The 19,588-nt window shown below is 41.4% G+C and carries 17 protein-coding genes and 1 riboswitch; of the genes, 2 read left to right on the top strand and 15 right to left on the bottom strand.

What is annotated here, in order from left to right; all coding sequences use genetic code 11:
* Positions 1–72 precede the first annotated feature (72 nt).
* The gene (locus ABDZ97_RS02565) at positions 73–1,797 is read right to left on the bottom strand and encodes a T9SS type A sorting domain-containing protein (RefSeq protein WP_343784782.1); all 1,725 of its coding nucleotides are present in this window, start codon (positions 1,795–1,797) and stop codon (positions 73–75) included.
* A gap of 118 nt (positions 1,798–1,915) precedes the next feature.
* Positions 1,916–2,107: riboswitch (cobalamin riboswitch) on the bottom strand.
* A 143-nt stretch (positions 2,108–2,250) separates the two neighbouring features.
* On the opposite strand from ABDZ97_RS02565, the gene ABDZ97_RS02570 reads away from it, so the two are divergent.
* Together ABDZ97_RS02570 and ABDZ97_RS02575 are read left to right on the top strand one after the other, a co-directional pair.
* Complete coding sequence (locus ABDZ97_RS02570; protein ID WP_343784784.1) at positions 2,251–3,240, top strand: DUF4886 domain-containing protein; 990 nt, start codon at positions 2,251–2,253, stop codon at positions 3,238–3,240.
* A gap of 6 nt (positions 3,241–3,246) precedes the next feature.
* On the top strand, positions 3,247–5,370 hold the full coding sequence (locus tag ABDZ97_RS02575) for an endonuclease MutS2 (protein ID WP_343784786.1): 2,124 nt from the start codon (positions 3,247–3,249) through the stop codon (positions 5,368–5,370).
* Here ABDZ97_RS02575 and asnB read toward each other — a convergent pair.
* The 14 genes from asnB to ABDZ97_RS02645 form a co-directional block, all read right to left on the bottom strand.
* Complete coding sequence (gene asnB, locus ABDZ97_RS02580; protein WP_343784788.1) at positions 5,367–7,280, bottom strand: asparagine synthase (glutamine-hydrolyzing); 1,914 nt, start codon at positions 7,278–7,280, stop codon at positions 5,367–5,369. The genes ABDZ97_RS02575 and asnB overlap by 4 nt on opposite strands.
* 46 nt (positions 7,281–7,326) lie before the next feature.
* Positions 7,327–7,680, bottom strand: coding sequence for an MmcQ/YjbR family DNA-binding protein (locus tag ABDZ97_RS02585; protein WP_343784791.1), 354 nt, complete (start codon positions 7,678–7,680; stop codon positions 7,327–7,329).
* 5 nt (positions 7,681–7,685) lie between these two features.
* Positions 7,686–8,090, bottom strand: coding sequence for a TerB family tellurite resistance protein (locus tag ABDZ97_RS02590; RefSeq protein ID WP_343784793.1), 405 nt, complete (start codon positions 8,088–8,090; stop codon positions 7,686–7,688).
* Between the two features lie 3 nt (positions 8,091–8,093).
* On the bottom strand, positions 8,094–8,540 hold the full coding sequence (locus ABDZ97_RS02595) for a hypothetical protein (protein ID WP_343784795.1): 447 nt from the start codon (positions 8,538–8,540) through the stop codon (positions 8,094–8,096).
* Between the two features lie 78 nt (positions 8,541–8,618).
* Positions 8,619–9,077 carry a TspO/MBR family protein gene (locus ABDZ97_RS02600; protein WP_343784797.1) on the bottom strand — a complete coding sequence of 153 codons (459 nt, stop codon included), beginning with the start codon at positions 9,075–9,077 and terminating at the stop codon, positions 8,619–8,621.
* Between the two features lie 29 nt (positions 9,078–9,106).
* Entirely contained in the window at positions 9,107–10,078 is a 972-nt protein-coding gene (locus tag ABDZ97_RS02605) for an HmuY family protein (protein WP_343784799.1), read from the bottom strand.
* Entirely contained in the window at positions 10,062–12,344 is a 2,283-nt protein-coding gene (locus ABDZ97_RS02610; protein ID WP_343784801.1) for a TonB-dependent receptor domain-containing protein, read from the bottom strand. The genes ABDZ97_RS02605 and ABDZ97_RS02610 overlap by 17 nt, the downstream gene beginning before the upstream one ends.
* A gap of 9 nt (positions 12,345–12,353) precedes the next feature.
* A complete protein-coding gene (locus ABDZ97_RS02615) occupies positions 12,354–13,400 on the bottom strand; it encodes a hemin-degrading factor (protein WP_343784803.1) in 1,047 nt (348 codons plus the stop codon).
* 12 nt (positions 13,401–13,412) lie between these two features.
* The gene (locus ABDZ97_RS02620; RefSeq protein WP_343784805.1) at positions 13,413–14,207 is read right to left on the bottom strand and encodes an ATP-binding cassette domain-containing protein; all 795 of its coding nucleotides are present in this window, start codon (positions 14,205–14,207) and stop codon (positions 13,413–13,415) included.
* Positions 14,204–15,250 (bottom strand): FecCD family ABC transporter permease, encoded by a 1,047-nt coding sequence (locus tag ABDZ97_RS02625; RefSeq protein ID WP_343784807.1) that lies wholly within the window; start codon positions 15,248–15,250, stop codon positions 14,204–14,206. Before ABDZ97_RS02625 ends, ABDZ97_RS02620 begins: the two co-directional genes overlap by 4 nt.
* The gene (locus ABDZ97_RS02630) at positions 15,247–16,134 is read right to left on the bottom strand and encodes a heme/hemin ABC transporter substrate-binding protein (RefSeq protein ID WP_343784809.1); all 888 of its coding nucleotides are present in this window, start codon (positions 16,132–16,134) and stop codon (positions 15,247–15,249) included. Before ABDZ97_RS02630 ends, ABDZ97_RS02625 begins: the two co-directional genes overlap by 4 nt.
* Positions 16,134–17,375 (bottom strand): T9SS type A sorting domain-containing protein, encoded by a 1,242-nt coding sequence (locus ABDZ97_RS02635; RefSeq protein WP_343784811.1) that lies wholly within the window; start codon positions 17,373–17,375, stop codon positions 16,134–16,136. Before ABDZ97_RS02635 ends, ABDZ97_RS02630 begins: the two co-directional genes overlap by 1 nt.
* Before the next feature lie 92 nt (positions 17,376–17,467).
* A complete protein-coding gene (locus ABDZ97_RS02640; RefSeq protein ID WP_343784813.1) occupies positions 17,468–18,052 on the bottom strand; it encodes a response regulator transcription factor in 585 nt (194 codons plus the stop codon).
* A 73-nt stretch (positions 18,053–18,125) separates the two neighbouring features.
* On the bottom strand, positions 18,126–19,526 hold the full coding sequence (locus tag ABDZ97_RS02645; protein WP_343784815.1) for an MBL fold metallo-hydrolase RNA specificity domain-containing protein: 1,401 nt from the start codon (positions 19,524–19,526) through the stop codon (positions 18,126–18,128).
* Positions 19,527–19,588: the final 62 nt, after the last annotated feature.

Consider the following 19,588-nt stretch of genomic DNA (forward strand, 5'->3'; position numbering starts at 1 on the left):
TTGCAGCGTAAATAACAAAAAAGGAGGTTATCTGATAACCTCCTTTTTCAATACAATTCGTACCGATCTCGTTTATTCTTTTATCATGCGGATCACCCGTGTTTCTGTTGGGCTGCTAAGTGAAATAAAGTAAACTCCTGATTCCAGATGCGAAAGATCAAGCTGCTTTTTACCATTGTAAATAAGGCCCGCATTGGAAACGACTTTCCCCAAAGCATCAACAAGTTGAACAGATACATGGGATTGATTGGTGGAGATATAAACAACAGAACGGGTTGGATTCGGATACGCCGTAATCGAAAGTTCTTCCTGTTCTGGTAGTGCTGCCAGACAATTTACAGTTACTTCCTGATCTTGTGTTACCGTATTTCCGTTTCCATCATCAAATGACCAGGTAATGGTATACACCCCGGTTTCTGTATACGACACAGGATCTGTTGTTGTCCCGGAGATTGTCCCGGCACAATTGTCAACTGCTTCCGGAGTAGCAACCGTCTCATTACACGAAACACTGATCGGTTGTACAGAAGGAACCGGGTTGGTCACATCGTTTATTTCCACAGTTTGTGTCTGCGTGCTGGTCCCGTTTTCATCTGTATAGGTCCACGTAACCGTATAAGTACCCTGTTCCGAATATTCTACAGGATCTGTTGTTGTACCGGTTACAGTACCTCCTTCACCTGTCGCGGTAGGAGCATCAAGTGTTACACTGCATTCTGCCGTGATAAGAGGAAGCGGATCAACAGTTGGTGTGGGAGGAGTAGTTGGCGTGTGATATGTTTTCAGTACGCAATTGTTCGGGATGGCACATCCGGGCATATTGTCGGATTCGATAATAGAAAAATCGGTCCCGTTTACGACTTCGAAATAACCCGGTGCCGTATAATTGTTTGCTGTTGCAATTACGAAATCTCCTGTTGCCGGATCAATGGCAAAGGATTTCCCATATCCGAAAGACCACGCGTTACCTGGTAATGAACTGGTGTATAGACTCGTAAGGGGCAATTCAGGAGCCGCAATATTGTAGATATACAAACTGGTTCCGGACCAGTAATAGATGTTTTCATCATAGTAGCGTACATTCGATGAAGATGAGGTACCAACCGTAACCGGTGCACTGATAGTTCCTCCGTTTTGCAAGTCAATTGATACCAGATCCGTATTATCCATTACCCACAACGTGCTCTCATCGTCATTGACAACAAGACCTTTGATTCCCTGCAATCCTGTGGCAATCTGCTCTACAGCTGTGTTGGTAAGTGTATCTACCTTGATCAGATTGCTCCCGATAGCTGCATATAAGTGCCCGGCTGCATATACCATGTGATTGGAATAAGAAGAAACATAATCCGACGGGTCTGTAACCGGGGTAAGGGTATAGTTGACAAGATCAACCAGTACCAGATCTCCCGGGTTTCCGTAACTTACATACGCTTTTGTGTTACTGACCACTCCAATGGATTGTGGCGCATTCGACGTAGTGAAGGTGTGTAACTCGGTAAATGAGGGGTGATCCGTTATGACAATGCGTCCGGTTCCTGCGGGCTTTTCAATGAAAATAGCTTTCGATCCGGTAATTTTATAGTCCTGTAATACATCAAATCCGGTAGTGGAATTCGCTTCCTGGTATCGGCCCCCTGAATTGGTCGCCGGGGACACAGTCGTGTTTCGTACAAAAACATCTCCGGTCGGAGACCCGAAATTTCCTTCCGCTACAATTTCCAGTTCATAGGTAATCTGTCCGAAAGTGGTAACCGCCAAAAGGCAGGCTAAAAAAGAAGTAAACTTATTTTTCATATTCTGTGTTTGTTACTAATTATTCGTGTTGGAAGACAACGACAATCGCATACACAGAAAGGAGGAAATACCCCACAGTAGGGATATACTTTGACCTTATGCTCTATACCGCGAAAGCAATGTCTTACCGATCGAAACAGGTATCCTGACTCGTAACACAGCAGTATCAGCCTTCCCAATTGTCCCTGACAAAAAGTGACTCTTATTGTTACTACCTTACGGTTACATACAGTTGCGCGACAGTTCGTGAATCTCACACGATTCCCTGTTGTACTTGGTACATCCGATCATAAAAAGGGGCAAAGAACGCGCTGCAAATATAGCCATACATTCACAGGTAGGGTATATCTGCCATAAAATTTCATTTCAGGCATAATTTTTGAGCATTTTTCACAGTTGATGGTTACATTGATAAAATGTAGCTTAATTTTGTAGTAAAATTTAGTGAGTACTATGAAGAACATCCTGTTCCTGTTTGTTTCCCTGTTATTTGTGTCTGCTGTTTCCGGAAGAGACACACTCAATGTATTGTTTATCGGAAACAGTTTTACGTTTATGAATAATATGCCGGATATGGTTCGGGGAATCGCAGTTTCCAAGGATAAGCTACTTCATGTGGAGCGGATTACGGAAGGCGGGAAATCACTGGAGTACCACGCAGGTCGTGCAGAAACCTATGAGACAATCAAAAAGAAAAAGTGGGATTACGTCGTACTACAGGAGTTGAGCAATACACCGGCACAACCGGAAAGTAAAGTGGATAAAATCAGTTTACCGTACGCCAAACAGTTGGTGGATAGTATTCATGCGAATAACGAATGTACAGAGCTTATTCTGTATATGACATGGGGCTATAAGAATGGGAACAGCCAATGGAAAGAAATCAATACCTACGAATCTATGCAGGAGCGTATTCAAAGTACTTATTTTCGTTTTGCTGACATTCTGAATGCACGTATTGCACCCGTAGGAGAAGTGTGGAAGCAGGTGCGTAAGAATTATCCCGGACTGGATTTGTATGACCCGGATAACTTTCACCCAAATCCCCTCGGATCGTATCTTGCAGCAGCGACGTTTTATGCAACAATCTTCGGTGAATCGCCTTACGGTTCCACGTATACCGGATCATCGGATATGTATTCTGCCGAAATCCTTCAGCTAATGGCTTCACAAGTGGTTTTGAATAACCCGAATATGTGGCGGATTATCTACAACAATTCCCCTTTGAGAGGCGGGTTTGATGTTGTGATAAAAGGGGAAAAAGTGAACTTTTTGAACAGGGCTGAAAATGCTGTGACTGTTGAGTGGGATTTGGGCAACGGAAGTGTTTCCAGAGAGCCGAACCCCGAAGTAAAGTATAAAAAGGGGAAATATCTGGTTCGGCAGATCGTCACAGCCGGTTGTGAGGAACGGATTATTACCCGCGAAATACAAATCGACTGATTCCGTATGCAGTTTTTTGATGAACAAACGATAAAAGACCTTGAATTTAACCTGATCCGGGAACAGCTTTCGGAGTTGTGTACCAGTAAAACTGCCCGCAAACGTATGTTGGAACTTGTTCCTCTCCAAAGTGAGAACAGGTGTCGGCAGGAATTGTATTGTGCAGAAGAACTGACGCAGGTTAAACGAAAAGGGGAGACGTTCCCGCATATTGAATTTGATGAATTACAGGCAGAAATAAAACTGCTGAAGATTAAAAACTCGGTAATACAGCAGGAAGGTTTTGTGCGTATATACAGAGCCTCGATGTTGGTGAACGACCTGATTTACTTTTTCAATAAACGCGAGGAGGATTATCCGTACCTCAGTCATTTACTGCAAATTGTTCACTTTACGAGAGACATAACCAATGCAATAGACAAAGTTTTTGATAAAAGAGGGAAAGTAAAAGATGATGCTTCCCCTGAATTGGCGCGTATTCGTCAGGAGATTGCCAGTGTACGGAATAAAATCAATAAAAATTTTGATAAAGAAGTTCGCCGGCTTTCGAAAATGGGAATTCTGAGTGATACAAAAGAAGGGTTCCTCAGCGAACGTCGCGTTCTTGCAATTATCAGTTCCTACAAACGGGAAATCCCGGGAATTGTATTGGGATCATCAAAAACAGGAGGTTTAACCTATATAGAGCCACATATCAACGTTCCGTTAAATAACGAACTGGAAATGTTGATCGATGATGAACGCAAAGAGATTTTCCGGATTTTGAAAGTGCTCACGGCTGAGATTTCAGAGCACGTCGAATTGATTGAGAATTATCAAAAAGTACTGGTACGATTCGACTTTATCAATGCCAAAGCCCGGCATGCCTTGTCTTTGGATGCTAATTTACCCGGTTTTGCTGATGACCAGCGTATAGAGCTTATTGATGCGTATCACCCGCTTTTGTTCCAGTCCAATCAGGCTGCCCGCATGAAAACAATTCCGCAGTCGTTGGAAATGGATCGGTTTAGTCGTATGCTGGTAATTTCAGGACCAAATGCAGGAGGAAAAAGTATAACTCTGAAAACAGTCGGACTACTGCAGGTTATGTTTCAATCCGGATTGTTGATTCCGGTTCACCCGAATTCGCGAATGAGCTTTTTTCAGGAGGTACTTACCGATATTGGAGATAACCAGTCGATCGTAAACCAGCTTAGTACGTATAGCTACCGATTGAAGCGAATGAAGCACTTTCTTGAAGTAGCTAATAAAAGAACCCTGCTGTTACTGGATGAATTTGGTACGGGGTCAGACCCCGAGTTAGGCGGGGCGCTGGCAGAAGTCTTTTTTGAGACCTTATACAACAAAAAGAGTTTTGGAGTAATTACGACCCACTACAATAATATCAAGCTTAAAGCCGCGCAGTTGCGAAACGCAGTGAACGGTTGTATGCTTTTTGATACCAGAACACTGGAGCCGTTATTCCAGTTATCAACCGGGCAGCCGGGAAGTTCTTTTACTTTTGAGGTTGCTCAGATCAATGGAATCCCGTCAGAGTTGATCGAGGATGCGAAGTCAAGACTGGACGACAAGAAAGTGCAGATGGACAAAATGATTTCGGCACTTCAGAAAGAAAAAGGTCAGTATGAGCGACTGAATAACGAGAGTATAAAAGCAGAAAAGGAAGCGAGACAGGCAAAACAGAAATTTGAAGAAAGTAAAGAGAAATACCAGGAAAAACTTCGCTCACAGGCAGAGTTGATTGAAAAGAATAATAAATACCTCGGACTTGGAAAAAAGATGAGGAGTTTTATTGATCGTTTTAAAGTAGGTAAAAATGCAAAGAACATCAACAAGCCTTTACTGGATGAGGTGGTTCATTACCTAGCAGTTGAGAAAACGAAAATCCTGGAAATTCAGGAAGCTGAACGCCTGAAAAAAGAAGCTGAACTGGCGGCTAAAACATTTCGTAAACCACGTAAGGCAAAGGCAAAAGAGCAGGAAATTCCGCTTGTAATTGGCTCAAGGGTGAAGATCGAAACCAATAAAGAAGTGGGTTCTGTTATAGAAATTGGTGAAAGCGAAGTGTTAGTCGCATTTGGTGTGATGCGTGTTAAAGTACCCCGTAACCGTTTGGTGGTAGTACGTTAAGCGTTCCATGTTTTCATCCACATCTGGAACATCAGTAAGTACCAAAGCTTCACATCGTATTCTTTTTTTCCGGAATAGAACTTATCCTTAATCTGTTGGACCTCTTTCCAGTTCAATATCCCGTCAGAGGTAATCCGTTCCTGATTGATGTGCTCTTCGACGATTTCACGCAGATCATGTACCAGCCAATGTGCCAATGGAATAGCAAATCCCATTTTCGGACGGTCCAGCAGTGCTTTTGGGACGTATTGATGAACAATTTCTTTCAGTATGAATTTCTTCTCACCGTCTTTGTATTTATAAGCATCTGGTAAAGTAGCCGCCCATTCAATAATCCGGTGATCAAGAAAAGGTTCACGTCCTTCGAGACTGGCGGACATCGTTGCCCGGTCTACTTTTTGAAGAATATCATCGAGTAGATATGTTTGGTAGTCAATAGCCATCATATACGCTAAAGGACTGAAAAATTCAGCTTGCAACTCTTTACTGGAGTACCATGTCTCAGCTATTTCAGGAGCTTTACCAAAAAAATTCCGTACCTGTTGGTCTGTAAACTGTTGACTCAGACTAAGCATAATATTCTCGGAGGACGGATTGCGTAACAATCCCTTCAGTTTCTCGTAGCGGTTGTGAAAATTGTATTTATTCCGAATAATCGGAAGAGAATTAGCAGGAATAATGTCCATTAACCCCGCGATAGTTTTGCGTGCAGGAGACGGAATTCTTTCCAGTTTTTTTCCATAACGCATCAGGTAGTCATACCGGTTATATCCCGCAAAAATTTCATCTCCCGCATCAGCGCTCAAGGCAACGGTTACTTCTTTTCGTGCCATTTTACTGACGAGCATAGTAGGAATAGCACTGCTGTCTGCATAAGGCTCATCGTAATAAAAAGGCAGATCGTGAATGAATTCAAGCGCCTCTTTTTGCGTACAATTGATTTCTGTATGATCTGTTCCGAGGTGGGCTGCAATATCTTTGGCATAAGGAGCTTCATTAAGACCAATATCGGGAACACCAATCGTAAATGTTTTCAGCTTTTCTGTCCGGTCTTTTTGTAACAGGGCAGTTACCGAAGTACTGTCATACCCGCCACTTAAGAATATACCTACGGGAACATCGGCAACCATCCTGTAATTAAAAGCGGATTGCATGATTTTTTCTGTTTCCGTTTTTGCTTCTTCAAAAGAAAGGCTTTGTTTGGGCTGATTGTAAGCATCGTAGACATTCCAGTACTGAACGGGAGCAGGAAGTTGTTCCGGTTGTACGCTATAGCTGAAAGTTAACGTATGACCGGGGGATAATTTATTGGCATTCTGAAAAATACAGTGAGGTGTTGGAACATTTCCGTATTGCAGAAACGCCTGAACGGCTGACGGATTAATTTCTTTTCTAAACTGAGGATGCGCATGAAAAGCTTTTAACTCAGAGGCAAACAGAAACAAGCCATCGTGGAAATAATAGAAAAAGGGCTTTACACCTGCCCGGTCCCGGGCGCAAAATACCGTCTGTTTTTCTACGTTAATAATAACGAATGCGAACATCCCGATAAACTTCGAAACACACTGTTCTCCCCATTGAGCATAAGCGTGAAGAATCATTTCCGTATCCGAGTTACTTCGAAAAGTATGACCAAGTACTACCAGCTCGGCTTTTATTTCCGCATAGTTGTATATTTCTCCATTGAAACAAATCCACCATTCCTGGAATTGCATAGGTTGTTTCCCATGCTCGGAAAGATCAATGATGGCCAGACGACGATGCCCCAAACCTATAGTTGCAGCAGCTGTAGTGAATCGTTCTGTTCCTCTACCGTCAGGGCCTCTGTGAATAAGACTATCCGTCATCTTGTCAAGAATGACCGGGTCAGACTGACAGTTAAAATCAATGTATCCTGCTATTCCGCACATAGGGGGTAAAGGTAAGAAAAATGCACATCTGCACGCAGACAGATAGTTATGTTAAATTTAATTCTGTGCGTACTTTTTTAGACAGTCCGTTTACAATTAACGCAAAGGAATGATCGATGAGTTCAAAGATGATTTTATCTTCCAGATCTTCATTAAAGTGAACGGTATTCCAATGTTTTTTATTCATGTGGTATCCCGGTTGCACTGCGTGATAAGCCTCCCGAAGCTCAATAGCTTTTTCAGGATCACACTTCAAATTCACCGAGGAATTACTTTTCAATGAGATCAGGGCAAATAGCTTCCCGCCGATTTTAAACACCAACGTATCCTCGTCGAAAGGAAAATCTTCTTCGACATGGGGTTTGTTTAGACAATAGTTGCGAAGCGTTTCTACATCCATAGTTATTAGTTATGGTAGAGCGAGAAAATTTCGATCAGACGATCCGGCGGAACAACTTTGTTTGGGTATTGGTGCATTTCGTTGAGTACAGTCTCTATGGCCTGAGCGTTTAACCCCATCATCATCCCCATTTTACGAATTTTTGTTAACTCTTCCTGTGTGATTTCAGCATCAACATTCATTAACAAAACCAACCTGTGAAATTGTACGATGCGATCCCCCTCCAGTTTGGGAGGTGTATGTTCGGCATACGTGTCAAAAATTGATCTGAATTCCTCAGGAGTTACGCCCATCTGTGCTGCAATAGACATAATGAACTGAAATTCGATTTCTTTTATCTCGTGATCTGCGTTAGCCAGTTTTACTAATTGGGCTAATAAACCCAGTTGTTCTTTTTTCTTTTCTTCCATTTTTTAATCGTCTAAATCCTTTCCAATCATGTCAATCCCCTTTGGTGTATTGATGAGCTTGTTTTTATATCCGGATATTTTCACCCAGAAAATAATTAAGAGTACAGCGGATACGAGTTGAGCATAATTCTGAATAGGTTCAATAAATAAAGCGATTGTTATAGATGCCAGAACCAGTCCGATTGTTTTCCCATAGTCACCTTTTTCTTCTATTCCTCTGGCTTCAAATTCAGCTTTGATAGAATCACATAGTTTGGGGTAGAGATAGAAAGCATAAAAAACATTAAATAGTGGAATAAGCATGAGCCATACATTGTTATAAGGGACAAGCCTATTTTCCGGAGAAACTTCTTTGAGGGTATTGTTCAGTGTCAAAAGGAATAAGACCGAGATAAGAAGACTGACTGCGGTGATAAATAATGAAGTTAAAATACCTGCGAATTCAAACATAGAATCGTTATATTAAAAGGTTATTACTACATATATTTTGCCCAAACCTACGAAAAATTGCGGACTGAGCGGCGTGTGTCAGCGGTTTAGTAACCAGATACTGGTATTTAACGCCGTAGCAAACAGAACCCATAGAAGATACGGAGCTAAAAGCCACCTGGTATTCTTTTCTTTACGGCCGAAGGAGAGTAGCATAATACTAATAGCAAAAATGAGAAGAAGTATTTCAAGTAATGCGGGAAAGGGAGCCTGTAAACCGAAGAACAGGAAGGTCCACAGCATATTCAACACCATTTGCGGGTAAAAACTCCAGGTAGCCTTTATTCCATGTCTTGACCACACAAGATAATGAGCAGTTCCCATTAAGATAAAAAGTATGGTCCACGCCGGCCCGAATAACCAGTTGGGAGGTGTGAAAACAGGTTTAGCAAGTCCTTCATACCACGTGTCGATAGAACCAAAGGTAAAAACAGAAGGTAAACTCCCCAGAAGCAAAGTTCCTCCTACTGAAATTATAAATTGAGTAACTTTTCCCATAAGCGGAATTTACTCAGAATACGGATGATTTACAAACTTTCCAATTCAAAAGTCGGATAACCTTTAACGCCATCAGGGCTGTAGAAATCGACAAATCGCAATTTAAATGCCATTTCATTCCGGGTCTGGATCAAGTAAGTGAAGTGTGAATATACCTCATAGAGACTTTGGTCAAAATTGAATTCTTTCCAGTCATATCCTATTGTGTTCAGTTCACTTTTTAATGTTACACCCTGTAATGTGTTGAAGTCGGTTTCAGAAAATGGATTTTCTGTTTTTAAAGCAAATGACTTATTGGGGTTTACCAGTGCTCCAACGACAGAATAAGGCATGTGCCCTTCAAAGATGTGAGTATATACACTGAATTTCAGATCCCACGAGTCTGCAGGTGGCTCCGTCTCAACAAAATCGGAATGAATAAAACTTAAACCAACTGAGTTATAGGCAGGATCCTTTTGTAGTATAAATTCGTGTTCTTCTGTTTCTCCGGTTTTCACCCAACGAATTTTAACACCATTTTCAACGAGTTCAGCCTGCATTTTATAATATCCCTGATGTTGTCCCAAATAATTCAGCCCGGCATCAACAAGGTAGATTCCGCCTTTGGCATCCCAGTTATACAAGGCGCTTTGAGCGTAATATCCTTCCGGTGATTCATATTCCCATTCATGCCCTGACGTTGATACACTACTTTGAAGTGTCGCATTCTCCAGATGAACAGCTCCCATTATTTTAGCACTGTTTAACAACAAATGATAGGATGTATCTGAACAAGTTAATGCAATATCCCATGCATCTTTGTCTTTAATATCTACAATGACATTTTCTTCCAGGTCATAATAAATCTGGTTTTTATAAGTTTCTCCCATTTCCACCGTAACCGTTTCACTTATCCCGCTGTTTCCGGATACAGGAACCGGATACTCTTTCAAACAAGAGGAGAGAATAACTCCGGATAAAATCAAAAAGAGATGTAACAAGTTATTAGTTCGTAGTTCCATTTTTCTTGCTGTTAATTTGGAAATTATAGCGTAAGCTCAGAAAGACACTTCTACCCCGTGCAATATTGTTGGCAGAAACAGCACTTGCGTGCGCGGTACCGGTTCCCCCGGTGCGGTTAACCTGTTTGACGTCAAACAGGTTTTTTAACCCTAAACTCACAGTCAGTTGTTTTTTTATAAAACTTCTGCTCACGGAAATATCCATCATGTGATAGTCCTCCGTTTGTCCCAGTGAAGTAGTGCCTTCTGCATCGATGAAGTAATTGGGTTGTCTTCCGTTGTATTTGTAAAATAAACCAAACGAAAGCCCTGTCAACTTCCAGTTGTATTGTATAGAAGCACGCGCTTCGGGATACATCAGGAATTCAGGATAAACATATTCCGGGCTTTCAATTTTGTAAGCAAGAAGAGAACCTCCCAAAGAAGCACGTACATTATCGCCACCGTATTCTACTGAGAAATTCACCCCGGTTGTTTGTGAACGCGCCAGATTGAAGTAACTGTATTCCATGGTTCCTTCAGTAACCTGAAGTGTGATTTGGTTTCTGATGTCATTATAGAAAGTTTTCAATTCGAGGTCCAGTTCCCGCTTTTTAAACTGAAACCCTTTTGAAATGTTCAGCTGGAAATTATTGGATTGTTCGGCTTTTAGATCAGCATTTCCTATGATATTGTGATTAATATCTATGAATTCAAAATACAACTCTTTTATACTCGGAGCTCTGAAACCACGGGCATAGGAGGCGCGAAGCGTCCAGCTTTGAAGAGTGAATTTGGTGTGAATGGAAGGAATAGGAATAGTGGCGTATGCTGAGTTATAACCATATCGAACTCCCGGTTTTACAAGGATTTGTTCGATAGGACGCCATTCGAGGGTACTGAACAGATCTGCGTAAAACATACTCTGTTGACTGGCTTCAATACGTTTTCCCCGCATAGCTTCTAAAGAAGCTTCATAACCAATTTCCAGGCTTACCGTGGAAGAGTCTTTTTTGCGGATGAAATTCCCGCGGCTCATCACTTGTTTGTAACCTGTTGTATCCTGCATCTGCGGATTATTCAACCATTCTCTTTCCAAATTGGTAAGATCCGTTAAATACGTATTTTTATTTCTTTCATAAAAAGCTCCGGAAAGAAGAATATTTCCCGTCCAGTTTACAGAAGGTTTAATAGACAGGTTTCCTGAAACGGTATGACGATTGGTAAGATATTCATCATCAAAAGCCCGATTGAGATAAGGTTTCTGAGGAGCTCCCCGGTTTGTCATTTTTTCAAAATATCCTTCGTAATTAATACGAAGGCTCCAGTTGTTTCGGATATATCTGTAATCGAGACCTCCGAAATACTGTTCTTTGGGATTCCACAAGTGAGTACGTGTTGTGTCGGCAGGAGTTTTATGAGGGTAAGCCCAGAATTTATCATCGGGTGACCAACCATCAAAAAAGTACCTTCCTCCACGGACGGCAACCATATGATGCCCGAACCGCTTTCCTATTCGTAAATCTGCGTTATATTGTCCTACACTTTCATAAAAGGTTTGACCTTCTATTTGCCAGGAGGCTTTTACGGTCTTTTTGGTGATAATATTAATTGTTCCGGCCAAAGCATCACTTCCATAGTTCACGGAAAGCGGACCTTCAATAATTTCTATTCGTTCAACATTGCTCAGGTTAATCTGGCTCAGGTCGATATTTCCGTCCAATCGTCCTATAACAGGTACTCCATCTATCAGAATTTTTACATTTTGACCTCCGGTTCCTTGAAGTTTAATACCTGTGCCCAGAACATTGTCTTGTTGCAATTGAATATTTACTTCGTTCGTAAGTACGTCATTCAACGAAACAGCACCCATGGCACTGATTTTTTCTGCAGTAATAATTTTAGAAGAGTAGGCAGATTCTTTTTGATTAGACGCTCCGTGTGAAGCGGTAACCACAACCTGATTAAGCACTTTGTGTTCAGGTTGTAATAGAATACGTGCAGGAAATGATGACTGTCCTTTCATCTCCTGCACTATTGTTTTGTAGCCCATACTGCTTATTTCCATCCGTGTTACTGAGGAAAGGTTCACTCCCTGAATACGTGCGATTCCCTGGAAGTTGGAAGAAGTCCGGTAAACCACTTCTCCGTTATTGTCAAGCATATGCACACGAGCTCCCGGAACTTCAACAGAATCCGGAAGCCCTATAATATGCATATCCACATGTTGGGAATAAACACTCCCGGTAACAAGTAATGAAAAGTATATGAAAGCCTGTTTTATCATTTCAAGTGATTAATTTTGAATAGAAGCAACCAGTTGTCTCCATTCCTCCATTTCAGGAATTCCCGGTTTGCGTTTTCCGAAGAGGGTGATGATTAGCTCTCCGTCTTTGTCAAAACATTCAATAGAAGTAACCTCTCCGTCTTCAGTAGGTTTTCGAACTACCCATGACTGGTCGATATCCTGTTCTTTGATGTGAAGGTTAAACTCAGGATCAAGAACGTTAAGCCATTCGTTGTGATCAACAATTTTTTTAACCGGTCCTGTATGAATACCTATTGCACCTCTGTTTCCTACAAATACCATAATAGGAAGTTCTGACTGACTGGCAGAGAGAAGTGCTTTGCGAAGAATATCATTCCCTTCTTTTTTTGCGAAATGCGTAGAAGGAGCATTCTCAAGCGCCTCGATACGATGTAACTTGTGACGGTTAATCATTCCGAAGAAATTGTGTGTATCCTTAAGATCGACCCACTCCTGTTTGAACTGCTCATAATCAGGCTCTGCATCACGTGTCTCAGCTGGATGAACCGGTTTTTTGAAAGCATCTACTACTTCAGTTTGCTCCTGATTTTCACTTTTAAAATCAGCAGTTATTTTTTCAAAAGCAGCCACATCTGATTGGGATGTCAGGTAAATTTTGTGTACAGCTGTTCCTTGATTGTCAAATAATTGAATGCTTCTTCGGATTTTTTCTCCTTCTCCTTCTGTCACAGAGAAAGCACTTCTCCAACAAGAAGGAAACAAACGATTGTCAATGTCCTCTCCAACGAAAAGTGCCGCATGAGGAGACCATGTGAAGTTCTGATACACTCCTTTTCTTTCGTGTACAATACTGTCGTTTCTTGTGATAGCATTTGCGTAACCCAGAGTTTCAATTTGTGACAGTAATTCTTTGAATTCGGGACGAAGACGTGTAACTCCCTCTCCGCAACGTGTAGCAAGAAGCTCTGCCTCACTTACTCCTAGCTCATTTGCAGCATTGCGAATTCTTAGGTGTGGATTTGTTTGCTGTAGCGCATTCCAACGCTCTTTCAAACTGATTTGCTGTGTTTCCATTTCTTTTAGTATTTAAAAAATTTGATAAATTTTTGACCGGATTCTTTTAGGTGAAAAGATCAGATCTCCTGTTTGTTCAAAAGGAAGTTCATAAAGATCTTCCAGAATATTTTCGGTAATCTCTGTTGGGTTTAATTCCCCCGCGAGTAAGCCTTTTTTGAGTAGAATTAATTTGTCGGCGGTATGAAGTGCCATATTAATGTCGTGAAGAACACTAACGACGCCAACGCCATTTTCAGTAAGTTCCGTTGCCAGTGTAATGAGTTCTTCCTGGTGTTTTATATCCAGATTATTTACAGGTTCATCCATGAACAGGAATTTGTTCCGGATAGAACTGATCTGCTCATCAGTGAAAAGCTGTGCGTATACGCGGGCAAGGTGGGTGCGTTGCAATTCTCCTCCTGAAAGAAACTGAAGTTTTTGTTCGGATAGATGTTTAATACTGAATCGTTGTAAGGCATTCTCAACAATTTCTATATCCGTTGCGTCGGGAGTGCGGTGATAATAAGGATATCGCCCCATAAAAACCAGTTCCCGTACAGTCAGTTCACTATTGAACATACTTTGCTGCGTCAGAAATGTGCGTACTTTCGAAAGTTGGGCTTGTGATGAAATGTCTACTGACGGATAACTGATGGTTCCACCGGTAGGTTGTATTCCAAGTGCTGCAACCCGCAGTAAAGTAGATTTTCCAGCTCCGTTTGGACCAAGAATAACCGTGTGTTCTCCCGGTATAAAGGAAGTGGAAATATCCTGAAGCAGTGTTTTTCTGTTAAGCTGCAATGATATGTTGTCTAAACGAATCATACCCCCGCTTTTTGTTTGTTTTTAATGATGATGTAAAGGAATAATGGAGCTCCTGCCAAAGAGGTAATAATACCAATTGGTAATTCCTGCGGAATAATTATCGTCCGGCTGATAGTATCGGCCAGGATCAAAAACCCTGAACCAACAATGATGGAGTTGAACAGGATAAATTTATTATCACCTCCCTTTAAGAGTCGTATTACATGGGGTACAACCAGCCCAACGAAACCAATAACTCCTGTCAGACTGACACATGTACTCACCAGAAGTGAGCTGAGAATAATAATGATGGATTTTTCTCTTCGCACATTCACTCCCAGATAACCGGCATTCTCCTCTCCCAAAGAAAGCGCATTGAGTACTTTCCCGCGGGTGAGTAGCAAAATAATGACCGGAATATTAATAATTGTAAGAACCAGCGTTGTTGTCCAATTGGCTCCCCCGAGACTTCCGAGCATCCAGAAAGAGATATTACGTAATTGTTCATCTTCGGAAAGGAAAGTCAATAATCCGGTTATTGATGCTCCCAGTGCATTAAGTGCGATCCCGGTAAGAAGCAAAGTTGTCAGCAACGTATTACCTCTTGAGTGTGCAATCATGATCGCAAGGAACATAACTGTGAGTGCTCCGATAAAGGTAAATACGTTTAGCGCAAACATGTTCAGCCAGGATACTGAGAATAATGCAGGAATACCAAGTACAATTGCAAATGCTGCAAATGCTGAAGCTCCGGTTGACACTCCGATGAGTCCCGGGTCGGCTAACGGGTTACGGAATAACCCCTGTAGTCCTGCTCCTGCAATGGAAAGGGATGCCCCGACAATTGCCGCCAGAATAACCCGCGGAATGCGAATTTTGGTCAGAACCGACACACTCAGGTCGTCCAGTTTCAGTTCTGCAAAACCAAGCTTATACTGAAGGATGTTCCATAAGTCGCCGGATCCGATTTCGAATGACCCGGATGTTAATCCGAACCAAAGAATAACGAACCAAATCACAGCGAGTGATACGTACCAAATACTATTTGATCGTTTTCCTGTCATTGAACAGCAGATAGTTTGTTACTTAATTCACGGATTGCTTTTGGTAATCGGGGACCAAAAGAACTTACGAGTGAACCTTCCATAGAGACAACATGACCTTCTTTTCCGGCATTAATAAGATTGTATCCCGGAATTTGAGATAAACTTTCCAGTCCTCCCATGCTTTCAATTCCTGAATTGAAAAAGAACAACGCATCAGGATTTGCTTTTACAAGTGATTCTGAGGTGAGTGGTTTAAAATCCTTAAAATCTGAACATGGATTTTCGGCACCGGCCAATTGAATCAGAGCATCCATGGGAGTACCTTTTCCTGCAACCATAAGTGTCCCTGCACCACGTGCGTAGATGAAAACCACTTTTTTGTTGGAAGAAGTAACTGTCAGACTATCCATTTCCTGATTGAATGCAGCAATCAACTCTTGAGCTTCCTCCTTTCGGTCAAGTGTTTCTCCCAGAGAAGAAATTAACCGGATTGTTCCTTCGGGTGTATAGTTTTGTTCAATTTTTTCAATTTGAACACCAACCTCCTGAAGCTGTTTCTCAAGTTGTGCAGAAAGTTCATCCTTATGAACAACCACTAATGTTGGTTTAAGAGAGAGAATTCCCTGTGCGGTAATACCACTGATATGCCCTAATTTGGTGATCTTTTTTACACTTTCCGGATAAACAGAAGTAATATCCGTCCCCACAAGATCTTCTTCACAACCTAATGCAGAAATGATTTCAGAAGCCGAAGCATGGAGAGAGACGATACGAGGTCCCTGATCCGTAATTTCTTCTGATTCAGTCTGTGGAGTCTTTTGCTCTTCCTTAGACGACGTAGTGCAGGAATAGAATATCCCTGCACTCATCGCAACTACTAATACTGTATTTAATAGTTTCATTATCTGACGATTAATTTAGTATTGTAACGTATTTGATTGTTCGCTATAATATTTACAAAATAGATTCCTGCTTCCAGTCCGTCGAGGGAAATTGTAGTTGCATTCAATCCAGATCCTCCTTCGATTTGCTCGGATTTTTTCAATTGTCCGGAAGTACTGTAGATGGAAACGTTAAATGCTTCGGAATTATCATGAGTTAGTGTAACAAACCCGGATGCAGGGTTAGGGTAGATTGAGAAGAAACCTTCTTCATTTTCTCCGATAGAAGCCGAACCGACTTTACGTTTCGTGAAGCTGATGTTCCCATTTGCAGTTCCTCCGAAATCAGTAAATTGTAATTCCCAGTAGTCTCCGTTTTGAGCTTTGATTACGTACAGGATCGTATCAGGAATCTCCCACTGGAAAGTTTGGTAATTCAAAGATTTCCAGTCATAACCAATAGCATTTACTTCTGTTACATATACAAGTGAAGAAGCATCATAGGAATCCCCGGGGTTGTCCAGATCAACACGTGCAACCTCTACATCAGGGTGTTGTAAAACTCCTGCTACTCGCTGGTTTCCATAAGCACCATAAATTTCTGCATTATACTGCATGAAAACAAAATCCCAGTTGGATGCATCTGCCTCACGGTTTACGAACTGATCATTGATGATGTCATAATATCCGAACAATGCATTATCAGCTACACCGGATGTATTAGAGAATGTTTTTTCAACATCTGTTGTATTATCGAGTGTAGCGATCTTGAATATGTATTCACCGGAAATGCGACTTACAAACCATACTTTTCTGTATGAGTCATCCGGTAATTTAATTACATACAATTGATCTCCTTCTACAGCGTGACTTACGGTATTGTAAGATCCCCATCCGTAGTTGTAACTACCTGAAGGAAGCTGGTTGAATGCACCGATCTCCCAATCTGAATCTGAGTTATATACAGCACTCCATGTAGCTGACATCCCTGTTGTATCTAAAGTTGCCCAATCTGCAGTTCCCTGAGAAGGATATTTCCATACTTCCATATCTACAGATCGGTTGTTTCGGATAGAAACACCGTAAGGACTTACCTGAAATGCAAGGTGCCAGTTATCTTTAGCTGAAGTTTCTGTTTCGCCGTTTTCAAGACTGTACCAGATATGGTTGGCATAACCTGCCCCCATGCTGACGGACTCATTTTGTTGAGCCATTACCTGCGTTGATGCAAGCAAAATGAGAGAGAATATTGATTTTTTCATATTAATTTTATTTAGACTAAATTTAAACAGTGCAAATGTAGCGCCGTAAAAACTCATGAAAAAGAGGAGAGAAGGGTAAAACAAAGGGTATATTACATACCCTCTTTTTCAAAAAGACCTCTGAGTTGTTCAGCAGAGTGAACATCCAGCTTTTTGAAGATGTTTTTACGGTGTGTTGCGACAGTTGTAATACTCAGGAAAAGTTTCTCTGCTATTTCGGAGGATTTACAACCTTTATTAATAAGTCGCGCTATTTGGTACTCGCGTTCCGAAAGAACAGCGGATATAGCATTGGTATTAGCTATCAGAGAAACGGTAATTCCAGGAGAGAAATACCTGTTTTCTTCCCAAAGGTTATATACAGCTACTATAAGGTTGGATTGTAATTCCTTTTTAAGAAGGATAGCTCCAAAGTTTTCTTTAACCCGTTGTGGAATTTGTTCTACCGATTCGTCTCCCAAAAGTAAAACCAGTTTTTTGCGGTCAATCGACACGCATTGATGATCTGCACTCTTCTCACAGCAAATGACAAAATCGTAATCAGCTTTTTCAGAAGTAAGGAGATGACTTGAAATTTGAGGGATTCCCGGATACTTATCCGCCAAAGGATTGGTGTCAAGAAGAAGCTTTATTCCTCCTGCTATTACAATGTCTTCAACGCATATTCCGATATTCATTTCACCCTTATTTAGAATGATTACAAATATCAGGGTGTTAATTCAATTTTGAAATACCCTTTTTAGGGTAATTTTACAATTCGAAACTTTCACCCATTTCAGGAATGAATATAGCGGAAAAACCTGCTTCTTCGAGGTGTTTTTTGAAGGAGGTTTGTGCATCAGGATCTCCGTGCACCAAAAACAGTTTTTTGATTTTATCCGGTTGCTGACAGGATAAATAGTGGATCATTTCTTTATAATCACCATGAGCACTGAGAGAAGTGATCATTCGGATTTCTGCTTTTACTCTTTTGGTTTCTCCAAATATGGTAACTTCTTTCTCTCCCCGTTGAAGCTTTCCGCCCAGCGACATAGGTTCTGCGTACCCGACAAAAAGAAGTGTAGTTGAAGGATCTTCTATTCCGTGAAATATGTGGTGCTTCACTCTTCCTGCGTCTGCCATACCCGAAGCAGAAATAATTACGCAGGGTTCTTTGGAGAAATTAAGCGCCTGTGAATCTTCTTTGCGTTTTATATAGGTTAATTTCCGGAATCCGAACGCATCGGATCTGGATGCTGCAAATCGTTGAACTTCTCTGTTGAGCAGGTGGCTGAAATCACGGGTAATATTGGTTGCATCTGTCGCGAGCGGACTGTCTACATAAATCTTAACATCCGGGAGAAGTCCATACAGGTCAAGTTTATTCAGGGCAAATACAATTTCCTGAGTCCGTCCCAGACTAAATGCAGGAATGATGAGCTTTCCCCGTTTGCGTTTGAGTGTATCGATAACAGCTTCGAGCAACTCCTGTTCTGCATCCTCATTACGATTATGTAAACGATCACCATAAGTTGATTCACAAATAACATAATCTGCAGCAGGAGGACATTCAGGATCCCTGATAAGTGATGTATTGAAGCGTCCGATATCTCCTGTAAACAATAAGGTAGACTTTTCACTGATTTCATCTATTTCCAGATAAACCGCAGCACTGCCCAAAATATGTCCATTGGGTATAAAAGTCGCATCTACTCCCGGAGCCACGTTAAACTTTTCATGGGTGTCAATGACCTCAAATTGATTGAGGGCAATATCTACATCTGCTAGTGTGTATAGTGGTTCATAGGCATCTTTTCCGGTTCTTCCTTTCCTTTTGTTGGAATATCTGACATCTGCCTCCTGAATAAAAGCACTGTCGCGAAGCATAATTTCACATAGCGCGTAAGTGGCAGGTGTACAATATATTTTGCCTTCGTAGCCGTCTTTTACAAATTTTGGAATCAGACCGGAATGGTCTATATGAGCATGCGACAGGATTAGTGCATTTACTTTTTTCGGATCGATAATCTCACTTGCATTCAGAGAATAGGTGTCTTTTCCAAGTCCCTGATACATTCCATAATCTAAAAGTACGGTCGTGTTGTCCCAAAGTTGTAGGATGTGTTTACTTCCTGTTACTGTTTTCGCTGCACCTGCAAATTTTACTTTCATTCCTGTTCCTTGATGTTTAAGACCCGAACTATAAATATACGAACAATAACTGTAACGGCTTG

The organism is Wandonia haliotis (genome assembly GCF_039523435.1).
Taxonomy (GTDB): Bacteria; Bacteroidota; Bacteroidia; order Flavobacteriales_D; family Crocinitomicaceae; genus Wandonia; species Wandonia haliotis.